General features: G+C 58.5%; 21 protein-coding genes. 7 read left to right on the plus strand and 14 right to left on the minus strand.

Annotated elements, in window-relative coordinates:
- The first annotated feature begins 17 nt into the window (after nt 1-17).
- Together FN037_RS13865 and gutQ are read left to right on the plus strand one after the other, a co-directional pair.
- On the plus strand, nt 18-791 hold the full coding sequence (locus tag FN037_RS13865; RefSeq protein WP_142502488.1) for a DNA-binding transcriptional repressor: 774 nt from the start codon (nt 18-20) through the stop codon (nt 789-791).
- On the plus strand, nt 784-1,749 hold the full coding sequence (gutQ, locus tag FN037_RS13870; RefSeq protein ID WP_142502489.1) for an arabinose-5-phosphate isomerase GutQ: 966 nt from the start codon (nt 784-786) through the stop codon (nt 1,747-1,749). Before FN037_RS13865 ends, gutQ begins: the two co-directional genes overlap by 8 nt.
- Here gutQ and norR read toward each other — a convergent pair.
- Nucleotides 1,712-3,256, minus strand: a complete 1,545-nt coding sequence (gene norR / locus FN037_RS13875; RefSeq protein WP_138359768.1) for a nitric oxide reductase transcriptional regulator NorR — start codon at nt 3,254-3,256, stop codon at nt 1,712-1,714. The genes gutQ and norR overlap by 38 nt on opposite strands.
- Before the next feature lie 186 nt (nt 3,257-3,442).
- Here norR and norV point away from each other — a divergent pair, with 186 nt between their 5' ends.
- Together norV and norW are read left to right on the plus strand one after the other, a co-directional pair.
- A complete protein-coding gene (gene norV, locus FN037_RS13885) occupies nt 3,443-4,873 on the plus strand; it encodes an anaerobic nitric oxide reductase flavorubredoxin (protein ID WP_138359770.1) in 1,431 nt (476 codons plus the stop codon).
- The gene (gene norW, locus FN037_RS13890) at nt 4,870-6,003 is read left to right on the plus strand and encodes an NADH:flavorubredoxin reductase NorW (RefSeq protein WP_142502490.1); all 1,134 of its coding nucleotides are present in this window, start codon (nt 4,870-4,872) and stop codon (nt 6,001-6,003) included. The genes norV and norW overlap by 4 nt, the downstream gene beginning before the upstream one ends.
- 70 nt (nt 6,004-6,073) lie before the next feature.
- Here the strand turns inward: norW and FN037_RS13895 are convergent, their stop codons facing one another.
- The 4 genes from FN037_RS13895 to FN037_RS13910 all read right to left on the minus strand — a co-directional run bounded on the left by FN037_RS13895 (nt 6,074) and on the right by FN037_RS13910 (nt 11,006).
- Entirely contained in the window at nt 6,074-7,087 is a 1,014-nt protein-coding gene (locus FN037_RS13895; protein WP_142502491.1) for a HoxN/HupN/NixA family nickel/cobalt transporter, read from the minus strand.
- A gap of 11 nt (nt 7,088-7,098) precedes the next feature.
- Entirely contained in the window at nt 7,099-9,318 is a 2,220-nt protein-coding gene (gene hypF, locus FN037_RS13900) for a carbamoyltransferase HypF (protein WP_142502770.1), read from the minus strand.
- Between the two features lie 12 nt (nt 9,319-9,330).
- Nucleotides 9,331-9,858 (minus strand): electron transport protein HydN, encoded by a 528-nt coding sequence (gene hydN / locus FN037_RS13905; protein WP_138359773.1) that lies wholly within the window; start codon nt 9,856-9,858, stop codon nt 9,331-9,333.
- A gap of 134 nt (nt 9,859-9,992) precedes the next feature.
- Complete coding sequence (locus tag FN037_RS13910; protein ID WP_142502492.1) at nt 9,993-11,006, minus strand: LacI family DNA-binding transcriptional regulator; 1,014 nt, start codon at nt 11,004-11,006, stop codon at nt 9,993-9,995.
- Between the two features lie 254 nt (nt 11,007-11,260).
- Here FN037_RS13910 and ascF point away from each other — a divergent pair, with 254 nt between their 5' ends.
- Both ascF and FN037_RS13920 read left to right on the plus strand, forming a co-directional pair.
- Nucleotides 11,261-12,697, plus strand: coding sequence for a PTS cellobiose/arbutin/salicin transporter subunit IIBC (gene ascF / locus FN037_RS13915; protein WP_142502493.1), 1,437 nt, complete (start codon nt 11,261-11,263; stop codon nt 12,695-12,697).
- Nucleotides 12,698-12,723: 26 nt separating this feature from the next.
- Nucleotides 12,724-14,148 carry a 6-phospho-beta-glucosidase gene (locus FN037_RS13920; RefSeq protein ID WP_138359776.1) on the plus strand — a complete coding sequence of 475 codons (1,425 nt, stop codon included), beginning with the start codon at nt 12,724-12,726 and terminating at the stop codon, nt 14,146-14,148.
- Nucleotides 14,149-14,249: 101 nt separating this feature from the next.
- Here the strand turns inward: FN037_RS13920 and hycI are convergent, their stop codons facing one another.
- From hycI to hycA, 9 genes are all read right to left on the minus strand, one after another.
- Entirely contained in the window at nt 14,250-14,723 is a 474-nt protein-coding gene (gene hycI, locus FN037_RS13925) for a hydrogenase maturation peptidase HycI (RefSeq protein ID WP_142502494.1), read from the minus strand.
- Nucleotides 14,716-15,126, minus strand: a complete 411-nt coding sequence (locus FN037_RS13930; RefSeq protein WP_142502495.1) for a formate hydrogenlyase maturation HycH family protein — start codon at nt 15,124-15,126, stop codon at nt 14,716-14,718. The genes hycI and FN037_RS13930 overlap by 8 nt, the downstream gene beginning before the upstream one ends.
- Complete coding sequence (locus tag FN037_RS13935) at nt 15,123-15,890, minus strand: NADH-quinone oxidoreductase subunit B family protein (RefSeq protein WP_138359779.1); 768 nt, start codon at nt 15,888-15,890, stop codon at nt 15,123-15,125. The genes FN037_RS13930 and FN037_RS13935 overlap by 4 nt, the downstream gene beginning before the upstream one ends.
- Nucleotides 15,890-16,432, minus strand: a complete 543-nt coding sequence (locus FN037_RS13940; RefSeq protein WP_142502496.1) for a formate hydrogenlyase complex iron-sulfur subunit — start codon at nt 16,430-16,432, stop codon at nt 15,890-15,892. Before FN037_RS13940 ends, FN037_RS13935 begins: the two co-directional genes overlap by 1 nt.
- 9 nt (nt 16,433-16,441) lie before the next feature.
- The gene (hycE, locus tag FN037_RS13945) at nt 16,442-18,151 is read right to left on the minus strand and encodes a formate hydrogenlyase subunit HycE (protein WP_142502497.1); all 1,710 of its coding nucleotides are present in this window, start codon (nt 18,149-18,151) and stop codon (nt 16,442-16,444) included.
- A gap of 17 nt (nt 18,152-18,168) precedes the next feature.
- A complete protein-coding gene (locus FN037_RS13950) occupies nt 18,169-19,092 on the minus strand; it encodes a respiratory chain complex I subunit 1 family protein (RefSeq protein ID WP_142502498.1) in 924 nt (307 codons plus the stop codon).
- Between the two features lie 2 nt (nt 19,093-19,094).
- Entirely contained in the window at nt 19,095-20,957 is a 1,863-nt protein-coding gene (gene hycC, locus FN037_RS13955; RefSeq protein WP_142502499.1) for a formate hydrogenlyase subunit 3, read from the minus strand.
- Nucleotides 20,954-21,562, minus strand: a complete 609-nt coding sequence (locus FN037_RS13960) for a 4Fe-4S dicluster domain-containing protein (RefSeq protein ID WP_138359784.1) — start codon at nt 21,560-21,562, stop codon at nt 20,954-20,956. Before FN037_RS13960 ends, hycC begins: the two co-directional genes overlap by 4 nt.
- Before the next feature lie 82 nt (nt 21,563-21,644).
- Nucleotides 21,645-22,094: a formate hydrogenlyase regulator HycA gene (hycA, locus tag FN037_RS13965; RefSeq protein ID WP_138359785.1), complete on the minus strand. Its 450-nt coding sequence runs from the start codon at nt 22,092-22,094 to the stop codon at nt 21,645-21,647.
- Between the two features lie 208 nt (nt 22,095-22,302).
- On the opposite strand from hycA, the gene hypA reads away from it, so the two are divergent.
- Nucleotides 22,303-22,653 (plus strand): hydrogenase maturation nickel metallochaperone HypA, encoded by a 351-nt coding sequence (gene hypA, locus FN037_RS13970; RefSeq protein ID WP_138359786.1) that lies wholly within the window; start codon nt 22,303-22,305, stop codon nt 22,651-22,653.
- Nucleotides 22,654-22,709: the final 56 nt, after the last annotated feature.

Consider the following 22,709-nt stretch of genomic DNA (forward strand, 5'->3'; position numbering starts at 1 on the left):
CGCAGGATACAACACCTATGAAACCACGTCAGCGCCAGGCTGCCATTCTTGAACATCTGCAATCGCAGGGCAAATGTTCGGTCGAAGAACTGGCGCAACACTTCGACACCACCGGCACCACCATCCGTAAGGATCTGGTCATCCTTGAGAATGCGGGGACCGTTATTCGCACTTACGGCGGCGTCGTGTTAAATAAAGACGAGGCCGACCCGCCCATCGACCACAAGACGCTGATCAACACCCATAAAAAAGAGCGGATTGCGCAAGCCGCCGTCAGCTTTATACATGATGGCGACTCGATCATTCTCGATGCCGGCAGTACGGTGCTGCAAATGGTGCCGATGCTCAGCCGTTTCAATAACATCACCGTGATGACCAACAGCCTGCATATCGTTAACGCGCTTTCCGAACTGGATAATGAACAAACGATCCTGATGCCGGGCGGCACCTTCCGCAAAAAATCGGCCTCTTTTCACGGCCAACTGGCGGAAAACGCCTTCGAACACTTCAGCTTTGACAGACTGTTTATGGGCACCGACGGCATTGATTTAATCGCTGGCGTCACCACCTTCAATGAGGTTTATACCGTCAGCAAAGCCATGTGCAATGCGGCCAGAGAAGTTATCCTGATGGCCGACTCATCGAAATTTGGCCGTAAAAGCCCCAATATCGTCTGCGGCCTGGAGAGCGTGGATAAACTGATTACCGATGCCGACATCGACCCGGAATTCCAGCGAGCGCTGGAGGACAAAGGAATTGAAGTCATTATTACTGGAGAACATCATGAGTAACGTGCTGCTGGAAGCCGGACGCCAGACCCTGTTGCTGGAACTTCAGGAGGCAAGCCGCCTGCCTGAACGCCTGGGCGACGACTTTATCCGCGCGGCGGAAACCATCATCCACTGCGAAGGCAAACTGATTGTCTCGGGTATCGGTAAATCGGGCCATATTGGTAAAAAGCTGGCTGCCACCTTCGCCAGCACAGGGACGCCGGCCTTTTTCGTGCATCCGGCGGAAGCGCTGCACGGCGACCTCGGGATGCTCGACAGCCGCGACGTGATGCTGTTTATCTCCTACTCCGGCAGCGCCAAAGAGCTGGATCTCATCGTCCCGCGTCTGGAGGAAAAAGCTATTCCGTTGCTGGCGATGACCGGCAAATCTACCTCACCGCTGGCGCGGGCGGCCAAAGCGGTACTCAATATCGCCGTAGAGCGAGAAGCCTGCCCGATGCATCTCGCCCCAACCTCCAGCACCGTCAACACCCTGATGCTCGGCGATGCGCTGGCGATGGCGGTGATGCAGGCGCGAGGATTCAGCGAAGAGGATTTCGCCCGCTCGCACCCGGCTGGCGCGCTGGGCGCGCGGTTGCTGAACAACGTTCATCATCTGATGCGCCGCGACAACGACGTGCCTCGCGTGGCTGTCGACGCCAGCATTATGGATGCGATGCTCGAACTCAGCCGCACCGGACTGGGGCTGGTGGCGGTCTGCGATGCACGCAATCACGTCAAGGGCGTATTTACCGATGGCGACCTGCGCCGCTGGCTGGTGGGCGGCGGCCGCTTACAGGATATTGTCAGCCAGGCCATGACCCGTAATGGCGTCACGCTGCTGGCAGACAGCCGCGCGGTGGAAGCCAAAGAGCGCCTGATGAAGCACAAAATCAGCGCCGCGCCGGTAATTGATGAGAATGGCCAGCTGGTCGGCGCCATCAACCTGCAGAGTTTTTATCAGGCCGGGATCCTTTAAGCCCGAGACGCTTCGCCAGCCGGTGCAGGTTGGCAACATCAAGATCCAGCGCCCGGGCGGTGGCTGCCCAGTTACGGTTGTTATCCGCCAGCGCTCTGGCAAGGGTTGCACGCTGAAACGCCTCCGTCGCCGCGCGCAAACTCACGACTTCAGCCACTGGCTGCGGGCTTATGCCCGGCAGACCCGGCGCTTCAACCGTGAACTGAAAATGCTGTGGCTCCAGCACCACCTCATTACCCGCCTGGGTCGCCCGCGCCAGCACCACCGCCCGATGAATGGCATGCTCAAGCTCGCGTACATTACCCGGCCATGACCAGGCAAGCAGCCTGGCGCGTGTGGCCTCGCTTAAAATCACCTGCGCCAGCCCCATGCGTAAACGGCACTGCTCGCAGAAATAGCCCGCCAGCAGCACCACGTCATTTCCCCGTTCGCGCAGCGCCGGAACCGACAGCGGGAACACGCTCAGACGATGATAAAGGTCGGCGCGGAAACGCCCCTCCACTACCTCGTGGCGCAGGTCGCGGTTGGTGGCCGCCAGAACCCGCACATCGACCCGCAGGCTGCGATCGTCACCGACCCGTTGAATATCGCCATATTGCAGCACCCGCAACAGCTTGGCCTGCAGCGCCAGCGACAGTTCACCAATTTCATCGAGGAAAAGCGTCCCGTTATCCGCCATTTCAAACTTGCCGCTGCGGTTGCTTATCGCCCCGGTAAACGCCCCTTTAACGTGACCAAACAGCTCGCTCTCCGCCACGCTCTCCGGTAAAGCCGCACAGTTGAGATATACCAGCGGATTAGCCACCCGCGGCGATCCCTGATGAACAGCCTTCGCCACCAGCTCTTTACCGGTGCCGGTTTCACCGCTAATCAGGACGTTTAGATCGGAAGCGGCGACGATATCGATCTCTTTTTTCAGTTGCTGCACCGACGCCGACAGACCAATAATTTCCTGGCGTTCGGATACCGGGTAAACGCTGGTCGGCTCCGGCAGCACATTTTGATTTTCCAGCCTGGCAATCAGCAGCGCATTATTGAGCGCCCCGGCCACGAGGGCGGCAATCAGGCGCAGTTCCTCATCGCTGAAGCTATCGAAACGGTCCGCATCCATGCCATCAAGGGTAAGGGCGCCAATCAACGTTTGCCCGGCAAACAGCGGCAGCCCGACGCAGGCGTGTACCTTCAGACTCTCCAGGCCGGGGATCAACCCATCATAAGGGTCCGGCAAATCGCTGTCTGCGGGGAACCGCACCACATCCCCGGCGCGGGCAATCGCCTCCAGCCGCGGATGCCCTTCAAGGGCGAAGCGCCGCCCGAGCACATCCTGAGCCAGACCATCAATCGCCAGCGGCACAAACTGATGCGCTTCATAGCGCAACAGCGCAGAAGCATCGCAACCAAGGATCTGTCGCAGAGTGGCGATCAGGCGCGAGAAACGATCGGCATGACCAAGATCGCTTTGTAAATCAATGGCGATTTTCGCCAGGGCTTCGACGGAAAAACTCATTGTCGCCTCATTGTCATTTTGACAATAAAAAGAGTCATAATGACTATTATGACCATTGTCTTTTTGACATCAATAGTTTTAATGAAAATATTAAAACATTAAAAATCAAATAATTAAAAATTGGCACGCACCTTGATATAAGCAACATATCTGTTTTTAAACCATGCTGAATTTATTGAGGTTGCTATGTCAATTCTGGTTAAGAATAACATTCATTGGGTGGGCCAACGTGACTGGGAAGTCCGTGATTTTCACGGAACCGAATACAAAACGCTGCGTGGCAGCAGCTATAACAGCTATCTCATCCGGGAAGAACAAAATGTGCTGATCGATACCGTCGACCATAGATTCAGTCGCGAGTTCGTGCAGAATCTGCGCGGCGAAATTGACCTCGCCGATATCGATTACATCATTATTAACCATGCCGAAGAAGACCATGCCGGCGCGCTGACCGAACTGATGGCGCAGATCCCGGACACCCCGATTTACTGTACCGCCAATGCCATCGACTCCATCAACGGCCATCACCATCATCCGGAGTGGAACTTTAATGTGGTGAAAACCGGCGACAGCCTGGATATCGGCAACGGCAAGCAATTGATCTTCGTGGAAACGCCGATGCTGCACTGGCCGGACAGCATGATGACCTACATGACTGGCGATGCCGTGCTGTTCAGCAACGACGCCTTTGGCCAGCACTACTGCGATGAACGTCTGTTCAACGACGAAGTGGACCAGAACGAACTGTTCGAACAGTGCCAGCGCTACTACGCCAACATCCTGACCCCGTTCAGCCGTCTGGTCACGCCTAAAATCACCGAGATCCTCAGCTTCAACCTGCCGGTAGAGATGATAGCCACCTCCCACGGCGTGGTATGGCGCGATAACCCAACGCAGATCGTTGAGCTGTACCTGAAATGGGCGGCGGACTATCAGGAAGACCGGATCACCCTTTTCTATGACACCATGTCCAACAACACCCGCATGATGGCCGACGCGATTGCCCAGGGCATCAATGAAGTTGACCCGAACGTGGCGGTGAAAATCTTTAACGTCGCCCGCAGCGATAAAAACGACATTTTGACCAACGTGTTCCGCTCAAAAGGCGTGCTGGTCGGTACCTCAACCATGAACAACGTAATGATGCCGAAAATTGCCGGTCTGGTGGAAGAGATGACCGGCCTGCGTTTTCGTAACAAACACGCCAGCGCCTTTGGTTCCCACGGCTGGAGCGGCGGCGCGGTTGACCGTCTGTCCACGCGTTTGCAGGACGCGGGATTTGAAATGTCCCTGAGCCTGAAGGCCAAATGGCGTCCGGATCGCGACGCCCTGGCGCTGTGCCGCGAACACGGTCGCGAAATCGCCCGTCAGTGGGCCCTCTCCCCGCTGCCGCATAACCAGGAGAACGCCACGGCTTGCGCAGCGGCAGCCACCGTTGATTGCGGTCCGAAAATGCAGTGCGGCGTTTGCCAGTGGATTTACGATCCAGCGAAAGGTGAACCGAACCAGGATGTCCAGCCCGGCACGCCGTGGAGCGAAGTCCCGGATAACTTCCTGTGCCCTGAGTGTTCTCTGGGTAAAGATGTGTTTGATGTTCTGGCATCGGAGGCAAAATGAGTGCTGGCATCGTTATCATCGGTTCGGGCTTCGCGGCCCGTCAGCTGGTGAAAAATATCCGCAAACAGGACCTGCAAATCCCGCTGACGTTAATAGCCGCCGACAGTATGGATGAGTACAACAAACCGGATCTCAGCCATGTGGTCAGTCGCAAACAGAACGCCGACGATCTGACCCTGCAAACGGCGGGAGAGTTCGCTGAGCAATATTGTTTGCGCCTGTTTCCGCACACCCGGATAAGCGAGATCGACGCCGATAATCAGGTGGTGAAGAGCCGGGCGCGCGAGTGGCCCTATGACAAGCTGGTGCTGGCCACCGGCGCGATGCCGTTTATTCCGCCGGTGCCAGGACGCGAGCTGATGCTGACCCTGAACAGCCAGCAGGAATACGGCGCGGCGCAGAGCCAGCTACGCGACGCCAGGCGGGTGCTGATTGTCGGCGGCGGCCTGATTGGCTGCGAGCTGGCGATGGATTTCTGCCGCGCCGGGAAAGCGGTGACAGTAGTGGATAACGCCGCCAGCGTGCTGTCGGCGCTGACGCCGCCGGAGGTGATTAGTCGTTTACAGCATCATCTGACCGATAGGGGCGTACATCTGATGCTGAAATCGCAACTTAAAAGCCTGGAGCAGCGCACTGATGGTATTCGCGTCACTGTGGACCGTGAACGCACGGTGGTCGTTGATGCGGTGGTCGCTGCTGCCGGTTTGCGCCCGGAAACAGCGCTGGCGCGGCATGCGGGCCTGAAGATTAATCGCGGCGTAGTGGTAAACAGCCAGTTGCAAACCAGCCATCCGGCGATATACGCCCTCGGCGACTGCGCGGAAATCAACGGGATGATCCTGCCGTTCCTGCAGCCGACTCTGCTGAGCGCCATCTGCCTGAGCAAAAATCTGCTGTCCTGGCAGAGCGAACTAAAACTGCCGCCGATGCTGGTGAAAGTCAAAACGCCGGATTTACCGCTGCACCTGGCGGGCGATACGCTGCGTGAGGATCTGACGTGGAATATCGTTGCCGCTAAAAACAGTATGGTGGCGAAAGGCGTGGATGCCGAAAACCAGTTGCGTGCTTTTGTGGTCAGCGAGGACCGCATGAAAGACGCCTTTAGCCTGCTCAAACAACTGGCCAGCTAAATGGCCAGAACGGACGTTATTCCCGGAGGCGGCCAATTTCCCTTACCGCTTCCGGGAGACTATCCCCAATCTACCTGGCCAGCTTGTCGTAACCGCGCCAGCGATAGTTAAGCACCGACAACACCCAGCAGGCCACAAATAGCCCCACCACGGCAAACCCCGCATCGCCAAGATGATCATTTAATGCGCCAATCCAGCGCCATACTCCGCCGCTCAGGGAAAACTTATCCATCAACAGCCCCAGCGCCTCCAGGCCGCCGATAAACAGCGCCACCACCACTGAAGTACCGGTAATGGTCATATTGTAATAGAGCTTGCGCTGGGGTTTGCTGAACGCCCAGCCGTAGGCGCCGACCATCAGCACGTTATCGAGCGTATCCACCAGCGCCATCCCGCTGGCGAACAGCGCCGGAAAAACCATAATCGACCAGATCGACATCCCGCTCGACGCGCTGGCGGCGGAAATCCCCAGCACGCCGATCTCCGTCGCCGTATCAAAGCCGAGACCAAACAGAAATCCCACCAGATACATCTGCCAGCTGCGGCTGATGAGGCGAAAGGTTTTGGCAAACAGCCAGCTCATCATGCCGCCGCTGGCCGCCACCTCATCGCTGACCTTTTCGCCCTGCTTCCACGCCTGAAAGCTGCGCCAGACGCTGCGCAGAATAACCAGGTTGATAAACGCCATCACCAACAAAAACAGCGCCGACACGGCGGTACCGATCACGCTGCCGGTATCGTGAAACCAGCTCATCTGCTGGCCGAATGCGGTAGCCGTAGCGGCAATCGCCGCCGAAGCCAGCACCACAATCGACGAGTGCCCCAGCGAAAACCATGCGCCAACGGCGAAAGGCCGTCGCCCCTGCTGCATCATTTTGCGCGTAACATTATCGATCGCCGCGATATGATCGGCATCCACCGCATGACGCAGACCGTATCCCCAGGCCAGCAGGTTGGCGGCCATCAGCGCGCCGCTATCGCCAAATGCCGCAAACGCCCAGATCCAGGCCAGCAAATTGGCCACAATTAACACCATCACCAGCGCCGTCGCGCGCGGCTGCTGACGCAAAATCGTCACTATCATGTTGCTATCCTTTAAGACTGCAGGCGGGCTGCGGCGATAACCGCCTGGCCGAGAGCAATCGCGCCATCGCCAGCAGGAAACTGCTGCGGAAAGAGCAGAGTAAAATCGGCCAGATAAAAGGTCAATCGCGCCACCAACAATCGGTTATGCAGCACGCCGCCGCCAAAGGCCAGGGTGGAGATCTTCTGCGCGCGCGCGTAATCACGGGCCATTGCCGCCAGCCCGCGGGCCAGGGCGTCATGAAATGCCCACGCCTTCTGCGCCGGAGTGGCCTGCCAGGCCAGCCACTGTCGCCAGAAAGTGGATAAATCCAGCGCGCCGTCGCGCCACGGCAATGTCACCGGGTGGTCAATACCTTTGCAGGTCGCCGCCAGCGCTTCCAGCCGACAGGCCGCCTCGCCCTCATAACTCAGGCCTGGCGGCGCGCAGCCCAGGGCACAAGCGACAGCATCAAACAGACGCCCGCACGACGACGCTTTCGGCGCATTAATGCCGCGCTCGATAGCCCGCGCCAGCAGCGGCCAGTTTTGCTGGCGCAGCGCCGCGGTTTCGGCATAGTTCTGCCACTCAGGCACAAACGCCAGACAGTGGGCGAGCAGATTGCGCCACGGCTGACGGGCGGCAAGATCGCCGCCGGGCAACGCCACCGCGGGCAATCCGCCGAGACGCTGGCACTCCCGGTAGTTGACCCGCAGGCACTCGCCGCCCCATAGCTCCCCGTTTTCCCCCATGCCGATGCCATCCAGCGTCAGGGCGATAACGTCGCCGCCATCCAGCGGCCAGCGATGCTCGGCGAGACACGCGGCCGCATGGGCATGATGATGTAAAACGTGCTCCACCGGCAGCGCCAGCGATGCCGCCCACTGCGAGACGCGATAGCCGGGATGGGTATCAGCCACCACCTGCTGCGGCGTAAAAGCGTAAATCGCCTGCATCAGGTGCAACGCCCGCCGCCACTGCGCCTCCACGCCCTCATCGTCAAGATCGCCGAAGTGCTGACTGAGCACCGCTTCGTTTCCGCGCAGCAGGCAGAAAGTATTTTTCATATCCGCGCCGAGGGCCAACAGCGGCGGCGCATCGTGGAACCCCGGCGGCAGCGTCAGCGCGTCCGGCACGTAGCCGCGGGCGCGGCGCAGCATTTCGCCGCTTTGCCGCGCCACGGAATCATCCATCCGCTGCACAATCTCACGGTTATGCAGCAGAAACCCGTCGGCAATCCCGGCTAAATCCGCCAGCGCCTGGTCATTGCTTAGCGCTGGCGGGCGGCCGCTGAGGTTGCCGGAAGTCATCACCAGGGGGCGCGCCAGCGCCTGCGAAAGCAAATGCTGCAGCGGATTCGAGGGCAGCATTCCCCCGACGTCAATAAGCCCTGGCGCAATGAGATCGCACAGGCCATCAACCTGCGCTTTGTCCAGCAGCACAATCGGCGCGGCGGGGGAAGTCAACAGCTTCACCGCCTGGTCAGAGAGTCCCGCCGTCGTCGCCAGCATCACCGCCAGCGGTTTGGCCGGACGACGTTTACGTGCCCGCAGCGTCGCCACCGCATGGCGGTTTCCGGCATCGCACACCAGGTGGAAACCGCCCAGCCCCTTCACCGCCACAATCTCTCCCGCCATCAGGCGAGCAATCGCCGTGTCTAAAGCGCTCTCTCCGAACAGAGCGCCCTCCGCGCCGCGCCACTCCAGCCGCGGCCCGCATTCAGCGCAGGCCACAGGCTGAGCATGAAAGCGGCGATCGGCAGGATCGCCATATTCCGCCGCGCAGACGGGACAAAGAGGGAACGGCGACATCGAGGTTAACGGTCGGTCGTAGGGCATGGCGCGAATAATGGTAAAACGCGGCCCGCAGTGGGTGCAGTTAATAAACGGGTAGCGGTAGCGACGATCCTGCGGATCGTTCATCTCCGCAAGACACGCCGGGCAGGTGGCGGCATCGGGCACGATCTGGGTGCGCATACTCCCGGCTCCGCTTTGGCGGATAGAGAAAGCTGGGGGAGTCACGTCCCAGACAAACGGCCGGGTTTCGGTACTGTCAATACGCGCCAGCGGCGGACAGCGTCGGGTTAACGCGGCGAGAAACAGCGCGTCATCACTGGCAAGGCGCACCAGCACGCCATCGCCGTCATTACACACGTCGCCGCGCAGACCCAGTTGCTGCGCCAGTTGCCAGACAAAGGGGCGAAATCCCACCCCCTGCACTTTGCCGCGAATGCGGATTTGCACCCCGTTCAGCATGCGGTCGGGTTACCAGCTCAGCGCCGTACGATGGCGCTTTTCGTTATTCATCTGTTCGAGTTTGCCGCGATCGACGCACATCAGCGCGTGAGTCGGGCAGGCATCCATACAGGCCGGTCCCGCCTCGCGATGGTAGCAGAGGTCGCACTTGTTGGCTTCGGCTTTATCCGCCACTATGTTCAACCCTGCTCCGCTGTGGCGGATAACCGGACGCACCACCACCTCCATCGCGCCATACGGGCAGGCCACCACGCAGGTCTTACAGCCGATACAGCGCTCCTGCATGACGTGGACAAAATCTTTGTCGCGGCCAATCGCCCCGTTCGGACAGGCGTTGGCGCACGGGGCGTCTTCGCACTGACGACAGGCGGTAGCCGTCGAGACATTGACGCCTTTAATCACATGAATACGCGGTAAAAAGTTTTTTGGCGTCAGCGCGGCGCAATCCTGATTTTCCTGATGAGAAACCACGCAGGCCACTTCACAGGTGCGGCAGCCGATGCACTTGCTCGCGTCGGCGATAATGAAACGGTTCATCCATTTCTCCAGCGGTAAGAAGGTTACCCGCCAAAGTATGCATAATATATTCCAGTTTTTACCTTATTGATAATAAAGGAAATAAACCAATAAAAGACTGTCATCGTCAGTTGTGACGATGACAGATGACGACGTCAGGCAAAGGGTCCGGGAATAATGGAGCCGCGTTCCATTAGCGCGCCGGGGAAGGTTTGCTGATATTTCAGATCCCCGCCGTCGAGCATAAATATCAGGCGGTTAATACTCTCTTTAATCATCTCCGTTACCGGCACTTTAACGCTGGAGAGCGCGGGCACCATAAACGGGGCCAGCACAATATCGTCAAACCCCACCACCGACACCTGCTCCGGCACCTTAACGCCAAGCTGATGCAGTTGTTTCATCGCGCCAATCGCCATATCGTCATTACTCGCCACCAGCGCGCTGTAGCTGGCATTGCGCTGGCGCAGCGTCTCCACCCCTGCCGCGCCGGTTTCCGGCGTCCAGCGCCCTTCGACGATCAAATCATTATTCAGGGCAATACCGTGACGGGCCAGCGCGTCCTTATAGCCGGAGAGGCGCTCGACCCCGGTCGGTGAATCCAGCGAACCGGTAATAAAAGCGATATCGCGATGCCCAAGCGCAATCAGCTTTTCTACCGCCATCTGCGCCGAGGCTTTTTGATCGGACCAGACGCAGTGGCTGGCGTTACGGCGCAGACGGCGGTTCAATACCATAATAGGCTGATTATGATCCTCAATGATCTCATCCATCTCATCAACGCTGAGAAAGCGCGGATAGATAATAATCGCGTCACAGCGCAGATCGAGCAGATACTGGATCGCTTCCCGCTCCTCCTCCGCGCTGTGCTTGCCGTCGGCGAGGATTAACTGCCGCCCTTTATCTTCGGTCATCCGCGCCACATGATAGAGCAGCTCGCTAAAATAGACGCCGTGATAGAGGGTGTTGGTCACCACCAGCCCGAGGGTCTGGGTCTTTTTGGTCGCCAGATTGCGCGCCAGCAGATTAGGCCGATAGCCGCTTTCAGCCACCGCCTGGAATACGCGATCTTTGGTCTCCTGGCTGACATAGCCATTCCCTGAGAGAACCCGCGAAACGGTGGCCTTCGATACCCCCGCGCGCTTCGCTACCTCCAGCATCGTTGCCATGTGGTTATTCCTGTTGCCAATGTTGCCCGCAGTGTACTGCACCTGCGGTGTTTTTTCAGCATCTGCCCCCATCCCGCCCGCGCTTACAAAGCGATCAAAATCACAAAATTAATATTTTCTTTTTTTAACTCTTGCTGATGAAAATGAAACTAATCATGATTTTGTGGAACCGGTTTCCTATATATGCATGGTGCCGCGCTGTTCTACCGCGCGGCGACAGGCCAGTACCCCATTGATAAACAGGATAAAATCCGATGTCTAAAAATTATGCCGCCCTGGCGCAGCAAATTATCGTGGCGATTGGCGGCGTGGATAACGTCACCGCCGTCACTCACTGTATGACGCGCCTGCGCTTCGTGGTCAAAGACAACCAACAGGTCGATAGCGCCACCCTGAAGGGACTGAAAGGCGTACTCGGCGTGGTGCGCAGCGATAACCAGTGCCAGGTGATCATCGGCAATACCGTCTCCCAGGCGTACCGTGAAGTGGTGGCCTTGCTGCCGGGGGATCTGCGCCCTGCTGAACCACAGGGTAAACCGCCCGTCACGTTAAAACGCATCGGCGCCGGGATCCTCGACGCGCTGATCGGTACCATGTCACCGCTGATCCCGGCCATTATCGGCGGATCGATGGTCAAACTGCTGGCGATGATCCTCGAAATGACCGGCGTGTTGCCAAAAGGCGCGCCAACCCTGACCATTCTGACGGTGATTGGCGACGGCGCATTCTTCTTCCTGCCGCTGATGGTGGCGGCTTCCGCGGCGGTAAAATTCAAAACCAATATGTCGCTGGCGATTGCCATCGCCGGGGTACTGGTGCACCCGAGCTTTATCGATCTGATGGCGAAAGCCGCCCAGGGCGAGCACGTTGAGTTTGCCTTTATTCCGGTGACGGCGGTGAAATATACCTACACCGTGATCCCGGCACTGGTAATGACCTGGTGTCTCTCTTACATCGAACGCTGGGTCGACCGTATTACCCCGGCAGTAACCAAAAACTTCCTTAAACCGATGCTCATCGTGCTGATTGCCGCCCCGCTGGCGATTCTGCTGATTGGCCCGCTTGGGATCTGGATCGGTAGCGCCATCTCCGCGCTGGTTTATACAATTCATAGTTATCTGGGCTGGCTGTCGGTAGCCATTATGGGCGCGTTGTGGCCGCTGCTGGTGATGACCGGGATGCACCGCGTCTTTACGCCGACGATCATTCAAACCATTGCCGAAACCGGTAAAGAAGGTATGGTGATGCCGTCGGAAATCGGCGCAAACCTGTCGCTGGGCGGCTCATCGCTGGCGGTGGCGTGGAAAACCAAAAACCCGGAACTACGGCAGACGGCGCTGGCGGCGGCGGCCTCCGCGATTCTGGCAGGGATTTCCGAACCGGCGCTGTACGGTGTGGCGGTGCGTCTCAAGCGCCCGCTGATCGCCAGCCTGATCAGCGGCTTTGTCTGCGGCGCAGTAGCCGGAATTGCCGGGCTCGCCAGCCACTCAATGGCGGCGCCGGGCCTGTTTACCAGCGTTCAGTTCTTCGATCCGGCCAATCCGATGACCATCGTCTGGGTCTTTGGCGTTATGGCGCTGGCTATCGTACTGTCTTTCATTCTGACGCTGATACTCGGTTTCGAAGATATTCCGCCTGAAGAGGCCGATGCCAGACAGCGCCAGGCCAGCCCCCTGGCATCACACGCCTGAACACAATTTTATTAACGAGGTAACGCATGGCGACTTTTCCACAGGGATTTTTATGGGGCGGCGCACTAGCCGCCAACCAGTCTGAAGGAGCATATCTGGAGGGTGGTAAGGGACTGACCACCGTCGATACCATTCCCCACGGCGCTCACCGCCTGCCGATTAAGCTGGGGCTGGAGAAGCGATTCGAACTGCGCGACGATGAGTTCTACCCGAGCCACGAGGCCATCGATTTTTATCATCGTTATAAAGAGGATATCGCCCTGCTGGCGGAGATGGGTTTCAGCGTCTTCCGCACCTCCATCGCCTGGAGCCGTCTGTTTCCGCAGGGCGATGAGCTGGAGCCAAATCAGGAAGGGATCGCCTTTTATCGCTCGCTGTTCGAAGAGTGCAAAAAGTACAATATTGAGCCGCTGGTAACGCTGTGCCACTTCGACGTGCCGATGCATCTGGTGACTGAATACGGCTCCTGGCGCGATCGTAAAATGGTGGCGTTTTTCACCCGCTACGCCCGCACCTGTTTTGAAGCCTTTGACGGTTTAGTCAAATACTGGCTTACCTTCAATGAAATCAACATTATGCTGCATAGCCCGTTTTCCGGGGCCGGTCTGGTGTTTGCAGAGGGTGAGAATCAGGATCAGGTGAAATATCAGGCCGCACACCATGAACTGGTGGCCAGCGCCTTAGCCACCAAAATCGCCCACGAGGTGAACCCGCAAAATCAGGTCGGCTGTATGCTGGCGGGCGGCAATTTCTATCCATACTCCTGTAAGCCGGAAGACGTATGGATGGCGCTGGAGAAAGATCGCGAGAATTTGCTCTTTATCGATGTCCAGGCGCGCGGCGCGTACCCGGTGTGGGCGGCGCGGGTATTCCGCGAGAAAGGGGTAACCCTCGTCAAAGAAGCGGGCGATGATGAGATTCTGCACAATACCGTCGATTTCGTCTCCTTCAGCTATTACGCTTCCCGCTGCGCTTCGGCGGAGATGAACGCCAGTAACACCAACGCCGCCAATATCGTCAAGTCGCTGAAGAACCCGTATATTCAGGCCAGCGAATGGGGCTGGGGTATCGACCCGCTCGGTCTGCGCATCACCATGAATATGATGTATGACCGCTATCAGAAGCCACTGTTTCTTGTGGAGAACGGTCTCGGCGCGCGCGATGAGATTGACGCCAACGGTGAGATTAACGATGACTATCGCATTAGTTATTTGCGCGAGCATATTAAAGCGATGGGCGATGCTATTGAAGACGGCATTCCAGTGATAGGCTACACCAGTTGGGGCTGTATCGACCTGGTTTCCGCCTCTACCGGCGAGATGAGCAAGCGTTACGGCTTCGTGTACGTTGACCGCGACGATGCGGGTCAGGGTACGCTGGCGCGTAAGCGCAAGAAGTCATTCTGGTGGTACAAGAAAGTGATTGCGAGTAACGGGGAAGATCTGGCGTAAACATAGTGTGCCGGATGGCGGCGTGCTTTATCCGGCCTACAAGAAACGCGCCGTATGCAGGCCGGATAAGCGTTAGCGCCATCCGGCATCACAAACGACGCCTACTCCTCGTCCTCAGCAACCAACTGCTCAAATCCACCATTCCCCTGCCATCCTTCAAGACGCTGATAAACCACCTCAACCGCGTCTTTAATCGCTTGCGTCATCGGATAATAAAAACCGACGATATCTGGCTGAATGCCTAAGAAAATCACCTCGCCGATATCCTCTTTCAACTGATCGATAAGGTAGTTCAGCGGCATATTGTGGGTGGTCATCAGAAACATCTCGGCGATATCGTCCGGGTCAACGATGCGGATCTCGCCGGGATTCAGCCCCATATCGGTAGCATCGACGATCAACAGGCGATCCGGGCGCAATTCGCGAATGGCGACGATATCGTTTTCCGGGGTGCTACCGCCGTCAATAACAACCCAGTTGCCTTTAGGCTGCGCGGCGCACATTTCCGCCAGCAGCGGGCCCGCGCCGTCATCGCCCATCATGCTATTGCCGACACAGAGTAAAACATCAGTCATGGAGTCTCCTCACCATCAGGTAAATCGCGCTCTCCTCGTGAATATCATGCAGCATACTGAGCATCGTTTTGCTCCACGCCTGCTGCTCAGGGGTCTGCCTGACCAGCGCTTTATCGAAGGCGTGGGCAAGCATCGACACATGATTACTGTCGATGACGATCTCGCCATACTTCGGCACACCGGCCATTTTGTGATGCGCGACGCTGCCCTCTTCCAGAGTGGCAATCCACGCCAGATACGCCTCCCACGGACAGCTTAGCGCCGCCTCCAGACAGTCGATAACGCCGAGGTGGTGGCCAATCGCCAGGCTATAATAAACCACCTGCTGCGCCTGGTCAGGCGTGGCGTCGTTTTCATCAATAAATTTACGGCTCAGCTGACTGAACACCACCGTCTCGCTCATCGGATACGCGCTCCCTCAACCACCTGATTAAGATGGGTGACGATTTCCGTCAGACGCGGATCGCTTTCCGCCTCCAGCCAGCGCGCCACCTGATGATCGCCCAGCCCCAGCAGGCGCATATAGTCATCGGCAATCTGCCGACCGTAGCGATACCCTGCCAGACGACGCGCTTCGCGGTCGACACGCACGCGCAGCGGCTGCACCATCTCCGGGTGGAGAAGCCCGGTTGGCTGTTCGTCCAGCTCGCCCGGCAGACGGGCGTGGATCTTCTGCTCCAGCAGACCCAGCGCCATCGCGAAGCCGTACAGCGTTGCGGCGGGCGTCGGCGGGCAGCCGGGAATATACACATCCACCGGCACAATTTTGTCGGTACCGCCCCAGACGCAATAAAGATCGTGGAAGATACCGCCGCTGTTACCGCAGGCACCGTACGAAATGCAGATTTTCGGGTCCGGCGCGGACTGCCAGGCGCGCAGCGCCGGCGAACGCATCGCGCGCGTCACCGCCCCGGTAAACAGCAAAATATCCGCATGTCGCGGCGACGGCACCACTTTGATGCCAAAACGTTCGGCATCAAACAGCGGCGACAGAGTAGCGAAAATTTCGATTTCACAACCGTTGCAGCCGCCGCAGTCCACGCGGTAGACGTAGGCGGAACGCTTAATTTTCTTCAGCAGCGATGCTTTCATGCTGGCGATGGACTCATCCACCGTCATCGGTAGCGGAATGCCATTTTCATCGCGCGGGCCTAATAAGTTGCTCATCAGCAGGCCTCTCTCATATGGCGGGTCAGTTCAATACGATCGGACGGCAGCAGGCATTTCTGGCGCTTACACTCCGGGCAGGTTTCAAAGCTTTCGCGATGGCGCTCAGCGCGGGTGTCCCCGTTGTGCTTCAGTAACGCGATGGTGTAGTCGATCTCTTTTTGCACGGCGAACGGGCGTGCGCATACCCGACAGCGGCAAATGTCGAAACGCGACTGCTGAAGGAAATCCTCTTTTTTCCACACCGCCAGCTCATACTCCTGCGAGAGCGTAATCGCCGCCGTCGGGCACACTTCCTCGCAGCGGGCGCAAAAGATGCAGCGCCCGAGGTTGAACTGCCATGCCAGTTCGCCGGTAGCGAGGTCGGTTTCAACCGTCAGCGCATTCGACGGACAGGCATTGACGCAGGCGGCGCAGCCAATGCACTGCTGCGGGTTATGATCTGGCTTGCCGCGGAAGTTTTTATCGACCGCAATCGGCTCCAGCGGATACGACGACGTCGGCGCCCCGGTTTTGATGACTTTTTTGATAAAGGTAAACATGGCGATTCCTTATTTCAGCGGCGAGTTTTTACGCTCAATGCTGTAGCGCTCAAGTTCTTTGTACGGCACCACTTTGCTCTTCTTCTTACGCACATCCACCACGGTCATACGGTCAGTACAGGAGTAGCAAGGGTCGAGGCTGCCGATGATCAGCGGCGCGTCGGAGACCGTGTTACCGCGCAGCATATAGCGCAGGGTCGGCCAGTTGGCGTAGGTCGCCGCCCGGCAGCGCCAGCGGTACAGCTTCTGGTTGTCGCCGGTCATGCTCCAGTGGATATCATCCCCACGCGGTGCTTCGGCAAAGCCCAGCGCAAAGCGATGCGGAATATAGGTGAAGCCCTCGACTATCAGCGGGCCGTCCGGCAGGTTATCGAGACCGAAGTCGATCATATTCAGCGCGGTGTAGACTTCATTGATACGCACTTTCAGACGGGAGATGACGTCACAGCCCTGCTCGCTGTGCACTTCCATCGGCAGCAGGCCATAGCCGACAAACGGGTGATCGGCGCGGGTATCGCGGGCGTGGCCGCTGGCGCGCACCATCGGCCCGACGTTACTGAAGTCACGGGCGATTTCCGGATCGAGGCGACCAATACCGACGGTTCGCTGCGCCATGTTCGGCGTGCTGAGCAGCATATCCACCAGCTCCTGCACCTCCCGGCGCATCTGCTGCGCCAGTTGACGGGTCTGGATCATGTCCGCTTTCAGCAGATCGCGACGAATCCCGCCGATCAGGTTCATCCCGTAGGTTTTACGCGCCCCGGTCAGGATCTCCGCCATTTTCATCGACGTTTCACGCACGCGGAAGAACTGCATAAAGCCAGAATCAAAACCAGTGAAGTGACAGGCCAGGCCGAGATTCAGCAGGTGCGAATGCAGGCGCTCAACTTCCAGCAGGATGGCGCGGATCATCTGCGCGCGTTCCGGCACCACGATGCCCATCGCGTTTTCAACGGAGGTGGTATACGCGGTGCTGTGGGCAAAGCCGCAGATGCCGCACACGCGGTCCGACAGGAAGGTAACTTCGTTGTAGCCCATACGGGTTTCCGCCAGTTTCTCCATACCGCGATGGACATAGAACAGACGGTAGTCGGCGTCGATAATGTTTTCGCCGTCGACAAACAGACGAAAGTGGCCCGGTTCATCAGAAGTGACGTGCAGCGGGCCGATCGGCACCACCTTATTTTTCTTGTCACCCAGTTCGTTGATAAATTCGTAGGTTTCGTCATCGACGACTGGCGCCGGGCGCTGGCGGTAATCCATGCTGTCTTTACGCAGCGGATAGAGTTCATCCGGCCAGTCGTCCGGCAGCACCAGCCGGCGTTCGTCAGGCAGGCCGACCGGCACCAGGCCATACATATCGCGAACTTCACGCTCGCCCCACACGGCTGCGGGCACCCGTGGCGTCACCGACGGATATTCCGCTTTACTGGCGTCCACCTCCACGCGTACGGTGATCCAGCATTTCGTCCCCTGTTCCATCGACAACACATAGTAAACGGCATAATGACCGTTGAGTTTACGTTCGTCATTGCCAAACAGCACCGACAGCCAGCCGCCCTGCTGATAGTAGAGATATTCCACCACTTCCGGCAGATAGTTCACCTTCACGGTGAGGGTCAGCTGATCTTTGGTCTGCCAGGCTTCATCCAGCACCACGCCGGGAAAGGCCTGATGCAGCGCGGCAAGATAGTGTTGACCGATTTTTTCTTCAGACATGCTCAAACTCTCTTAAATCACGCCACCAGCAAGGAGACGAAGGCTAAAAAGGCAAAACCAAACCCGGCCCAGGTGACGCGGGAAACGGCGCAAAAGCGCAGGCGCGCCATGCTGTTTTCAAACAGGGCAATCACCAGCACGCCGACAATCGGCTTGACGACGGCAAGTACCAGCGCCAGCAGCAGTCCACTCGCGCTGAAGGTCTCCATCTGTCCCCACGGGATAAACACGCCGACGAACATCTGCAATACCACCAGTTGTTTGAGACCGATCCCCCACTTCAGCACCGCGAAGCCGCTGCCGCTGTATTCGGTCAGCGGGCCTTCCTGCAACTCCTGCTCCGCTTCCGCCAGATCAAACGGCAGTTTGCCCATCTCGATAAAGGTGGCGAATGCGCAGGCGCACAGCGCCAGCATCAGCGGAATGCTGCGCGCTATCGGCCAGTGGTAAATCGTGTCGGTGATATTGCTGATGTGCGTGGAACCGGCCACCTGCGCCGCCACCCACAGGCCGAGCAGCAGGATGGGCTCCACCAGTACGCCGAGCATCGCTTCCCGGCTTGCGCCGATCGCGGTAAACGGGCTACCGGTATCAAGGCCGGAAATAGCGAAGAAGAAGCGAGCGATAGCGAACAGATAGATCAGGGTGATCAGATCGCCCAGTTGCGGCAGCGGCGACCTCACTGTCACCACCGGCAGCGCGGTGGCGATAGTCAGCATCACGCCGACCATCACGTACGGCATCAGACGAAAGACCCAGCCGGAATCCGCGGGCGCCACGCTCTGCCGCCCGAGGAGTTTGATCAGGTCGCGATACTCCTGCAAAACGCCCGGACCGCGGCGGTTATGCAGACGCGCGCGGGCGACGCGGGTAATGCCAGACAGCAACGGCGCGGCGGCGAACAGCGCCAGAGCCTGCAAGAATGCAATCACCAGGTTCATTTTCAGGCTCCTCGGGAAATCATAATCACCACCAGCACCGCCAGTTCAACCAGCGCTACGCCGCGAAACAGCGCAGGCGCGGAATCGCTCTGCCAGCCGGAAATCCGTACGGGCGCGGCGGTACGTTGCCAGCGGGGGAGCAGACGCGCCGGATGCAACCAGTGACGCAGTTTAAAAACCGGCGCAAAAGCCTCTTTCACCGGCATGGCGAAACCGTGGGCGGTAACAACCATCGATTTCTCATGGTTGTAGCCACAGACCCAGGCCGTGCCGCGCGTGCGGGCAGGCAGACGATCGCCTTTAAAGAAGAGCATCAACAGCAGCGGCAACAGCGGACAGGCAATGAGCAGGAGGGCTATCAGCGGCTGGGAAACCACGCTTGAAGCCTCAGCATGAGCCGGGAAAACGCGCCCGACAAGCGGTAACAGCAGCGGCGCGGCGACTCCGCCAATCACGCAGCAGATGGCGGCCAGCGCCACGCTAAAGGTCATCAGCCGCGGCGCGCAGGTCGCGTTCTCCGCCTCCGGGCTGCGCGGTGCGCCAAGGAAAGCGACGCCATAGACTTTCGCCATACACATCACCGCCAGCGCGCCGGTCACCGCCAGGCCTGTCGCCAGTAGCGGCCCAAGCAGACGACCAATAAACACCTCGCCCGTGCTCATCCGGAAGAAAGACTGATAGATAACCCACTCTCCGGCGAAACCATTCAGCGGCGGCAGCGCAGCCATCGCCATCAGGCCCACCAGCATGGAGAGCGAAATCAGCGGCATTTTCTTGCCTATCCCGCCGAGTTTTTCGATATCGCGATGGCCGGTGCGAAACCACACCGCCCCCGCGCCGAGAAACAACGTGGTTTTAAACAAACTATGGTTGATGAGGTGATACATACCGCCAATAAAGCCCAGCGCCATCAGCGCCGGGTTATGGCTGGCGATGCCGGTGACGAAGGCGCCGAAACCGAGCAGAATAATGCCGATGTTTTCCAGAGTGTGGTACGCCAGCAGCCGCTGAATATTGTGCTCCATCAGGGCGTACAATCCGCCGACGAATGCGGTGATCATTCCCAGCACCAGCAACATCACGCCCCACCACAGCGGCGGCACGCTCCCGGCCAGCGACACCGTCAGAATGCCGTACAGGCCAACCTTCATCACCACCGTGGAGAACAGCGCGGCGGCCGGGGCGCTGGCGCCCGCATGGGCCTGCGGCGCCCAGCCGTGGAGCGGGATAACACCGGCCAACAGCGCAAAACCGATCAGCCCAGGCAGCCACAGCAGCGCGTTTTGCGGAGCGTCCATCGCCAGTTGCGTAATCTGCGCCAGTTCAAGCGTGCCGTAGAACGACCAGACCAGCCAGCAGCTCCAGGCCAGCAGCAGAGTGCCAAACCGCCCCAACGCAAACCACAGTTTGCCGGACTGTGGGCAGCCGGTAAGGAAAGCGGCGCAGAGAGCCATAATCTCCGCCATCACCACCAGCGCGCCAAAGTTAGTGACAACCACCGCGCTGGCGGCGGCAGCCAGCAGCAGGTTCACCAGCAGGCCGTTAGCCTTCACCTGCGGGTGGCGATGCCAGGAAATATTAAACAGGGAAATCGGCAGCGCCGACAGGCCAATCGCCAGCAGCCACAGGGCGTTGACGCCGCCAATCCGAATGCTCAGATGCAGCATCTGCAACATGCCGTCGTCTCCGTGCTCCGGCATCAACAGCGCCGTTCCGCCCGCCAGCGCCAGCATGATGCTGGCGACCGCGCCGCCCACCCCGGCAATCGCGCCGCTCAGCGGTTTACGCAGCGTGAACAGAAACGCCAGCACCGCGCTGGCGGCGTACCAGACCACCGCCTGATTCACTAAGGCAATCACACTCATTTCACATCCCCTTGTTGCGCCTGAAACCGCGACAGATCGCCGAAGTCGGTATGAAAGGCCAGTTGCCGCTTACGCTTGTTGGCCTGGGCGATATCACGAATATCCACCAGCATCAACGCTTTGGTCGGGCAGGTCCGTACACACGCCGGGCCCTGTTCATCGAAATGGCACAGGTCGCATTTGACGGCGACGGCACGCACGCCCGGCAGCCAATCGAGCAAAGCGCTGACGCGGGACTGGGCCGGTGGCGCGGCGGGGGCCATCGGCGTATTGGCATTAGCCGGAATATCCAGCGGACGGCTGCCGGAAAACGCAATAGCGCCGAACGGGCAGGCGATTGCGCATAACTTGCAGCTTACGCACAGGCTTTCATTGAGCTGTACCGCGCCATTGACGCGATTAATCGCGTTGACCGGGCATACGACAGCACAGGGCGCATCTTCGCAGTGGTGGCACATCTGCGGCGCGGATTCTTTTTCATTGCGCATCAACCGCAAGCGGGGCGCAGATTGCAGGCCCTGCTGGCGGTGAGTCTCAGCGCAGGCGGCTTCGCAGGTACGACAGCCGATACAAACGGTGGAGTCAGCAATTACAAAACGGTTCACCGGGTCATCCTCAGGTGAAAGTCATTTTTGACGAAAACAGGCTACGTAAGTGTCAATTTCGACACTTATCGACACCTGGCGATTAACGGGCCAGCGTCAGACGGCTTAAATCCACCGGCTGGTCCTGTTCCATCGCGTCATACAGGCGGTCATACACGGTGGCGATCGTCGCCAGATAGTGTTCGAGTACCTGTTCGCGATCGCGGTTACTGATACGGCCATCAATGGTGCCATCGGAGTCCAGCGTTGCCCGGGCAATCAACTGCCTGTCAGCGCGGTTCCGGGTTTCCACGTAATATTCGATGGTATGGCTGTTAAAGCCCTCGGCCAGCGCCACGTAGACCTGAAAGTGGCCAAACAGTACGAAGCAGAGTTCGCTATCTGGCGCACAACTCATTTCATGATGCAGACGCGCTTTCGACAGGGTTATCCCCTGGACCAGCGAGCTGCAGTAGGTGTGCCACTGCTTCTGATGCTGGCGGTGACGATCGGCGATGTAGTCCGCCTTTTCACTTAATTCCCAAATAGTCATCCTGGTTCCCCCGAGATATGAGTCGCACCGGTTAAGCACTTTCCATGCCAAATTGTAATTAATTGATATTTAATAAATTTAATCACAACGATGCGTTAAGAAGACATGACGATGACGATACCTGACGGTCGTCATCGTCAGTCAGTCGACAGTAGCGGTGAGATGGCATCGTTATTGCATAGATGGGCCATCGCGATACGGAGGCATCATGCACGAAATCACGCTTAGCCAGCGGGCGCTGGAAATTATCGAACAGCAGGCGCAGCAGGCTGGCGCACGTCGGGTTACCGGCGTGTGGCTAAAAGTTGGGGCGTTTTCCTGCGTCGAAGCCAGCGCGCTGACCTTCTGTTTTGAACTGGTGTGCCGCGGCACGCTGGCGGAAGGCTGCGAACTGCATATCGCCGAACAACAGGCTGAATGCTGGTGTGAATCCTGCCAACAGTACGTGCAGCTTATCTCGCAGCACGTGCGCCGCTGTCCACAGTGTCAGAGCGATCGGTTGCAGATTGTGGCGGACGAGGGTTTACAGATTCAGCGAATAGAAGTGATTCCCGGGTAATTCGGTTGTCTCGCAGCGCCAGGCGCGGCCAACAAAGCGACAATACGAAATATGAC

Source organism: Klebsiella sp. 2680, assembly GCF_900198535.1.
In the GTDB taxonomy this organism is placed as follows: domain Bacteria; phylum Pseudomonadota; class Gammaproteobacteria; order Enterobacterales; family Enterobacteriaceae; genus Klebsiella; species Klebsiella indica.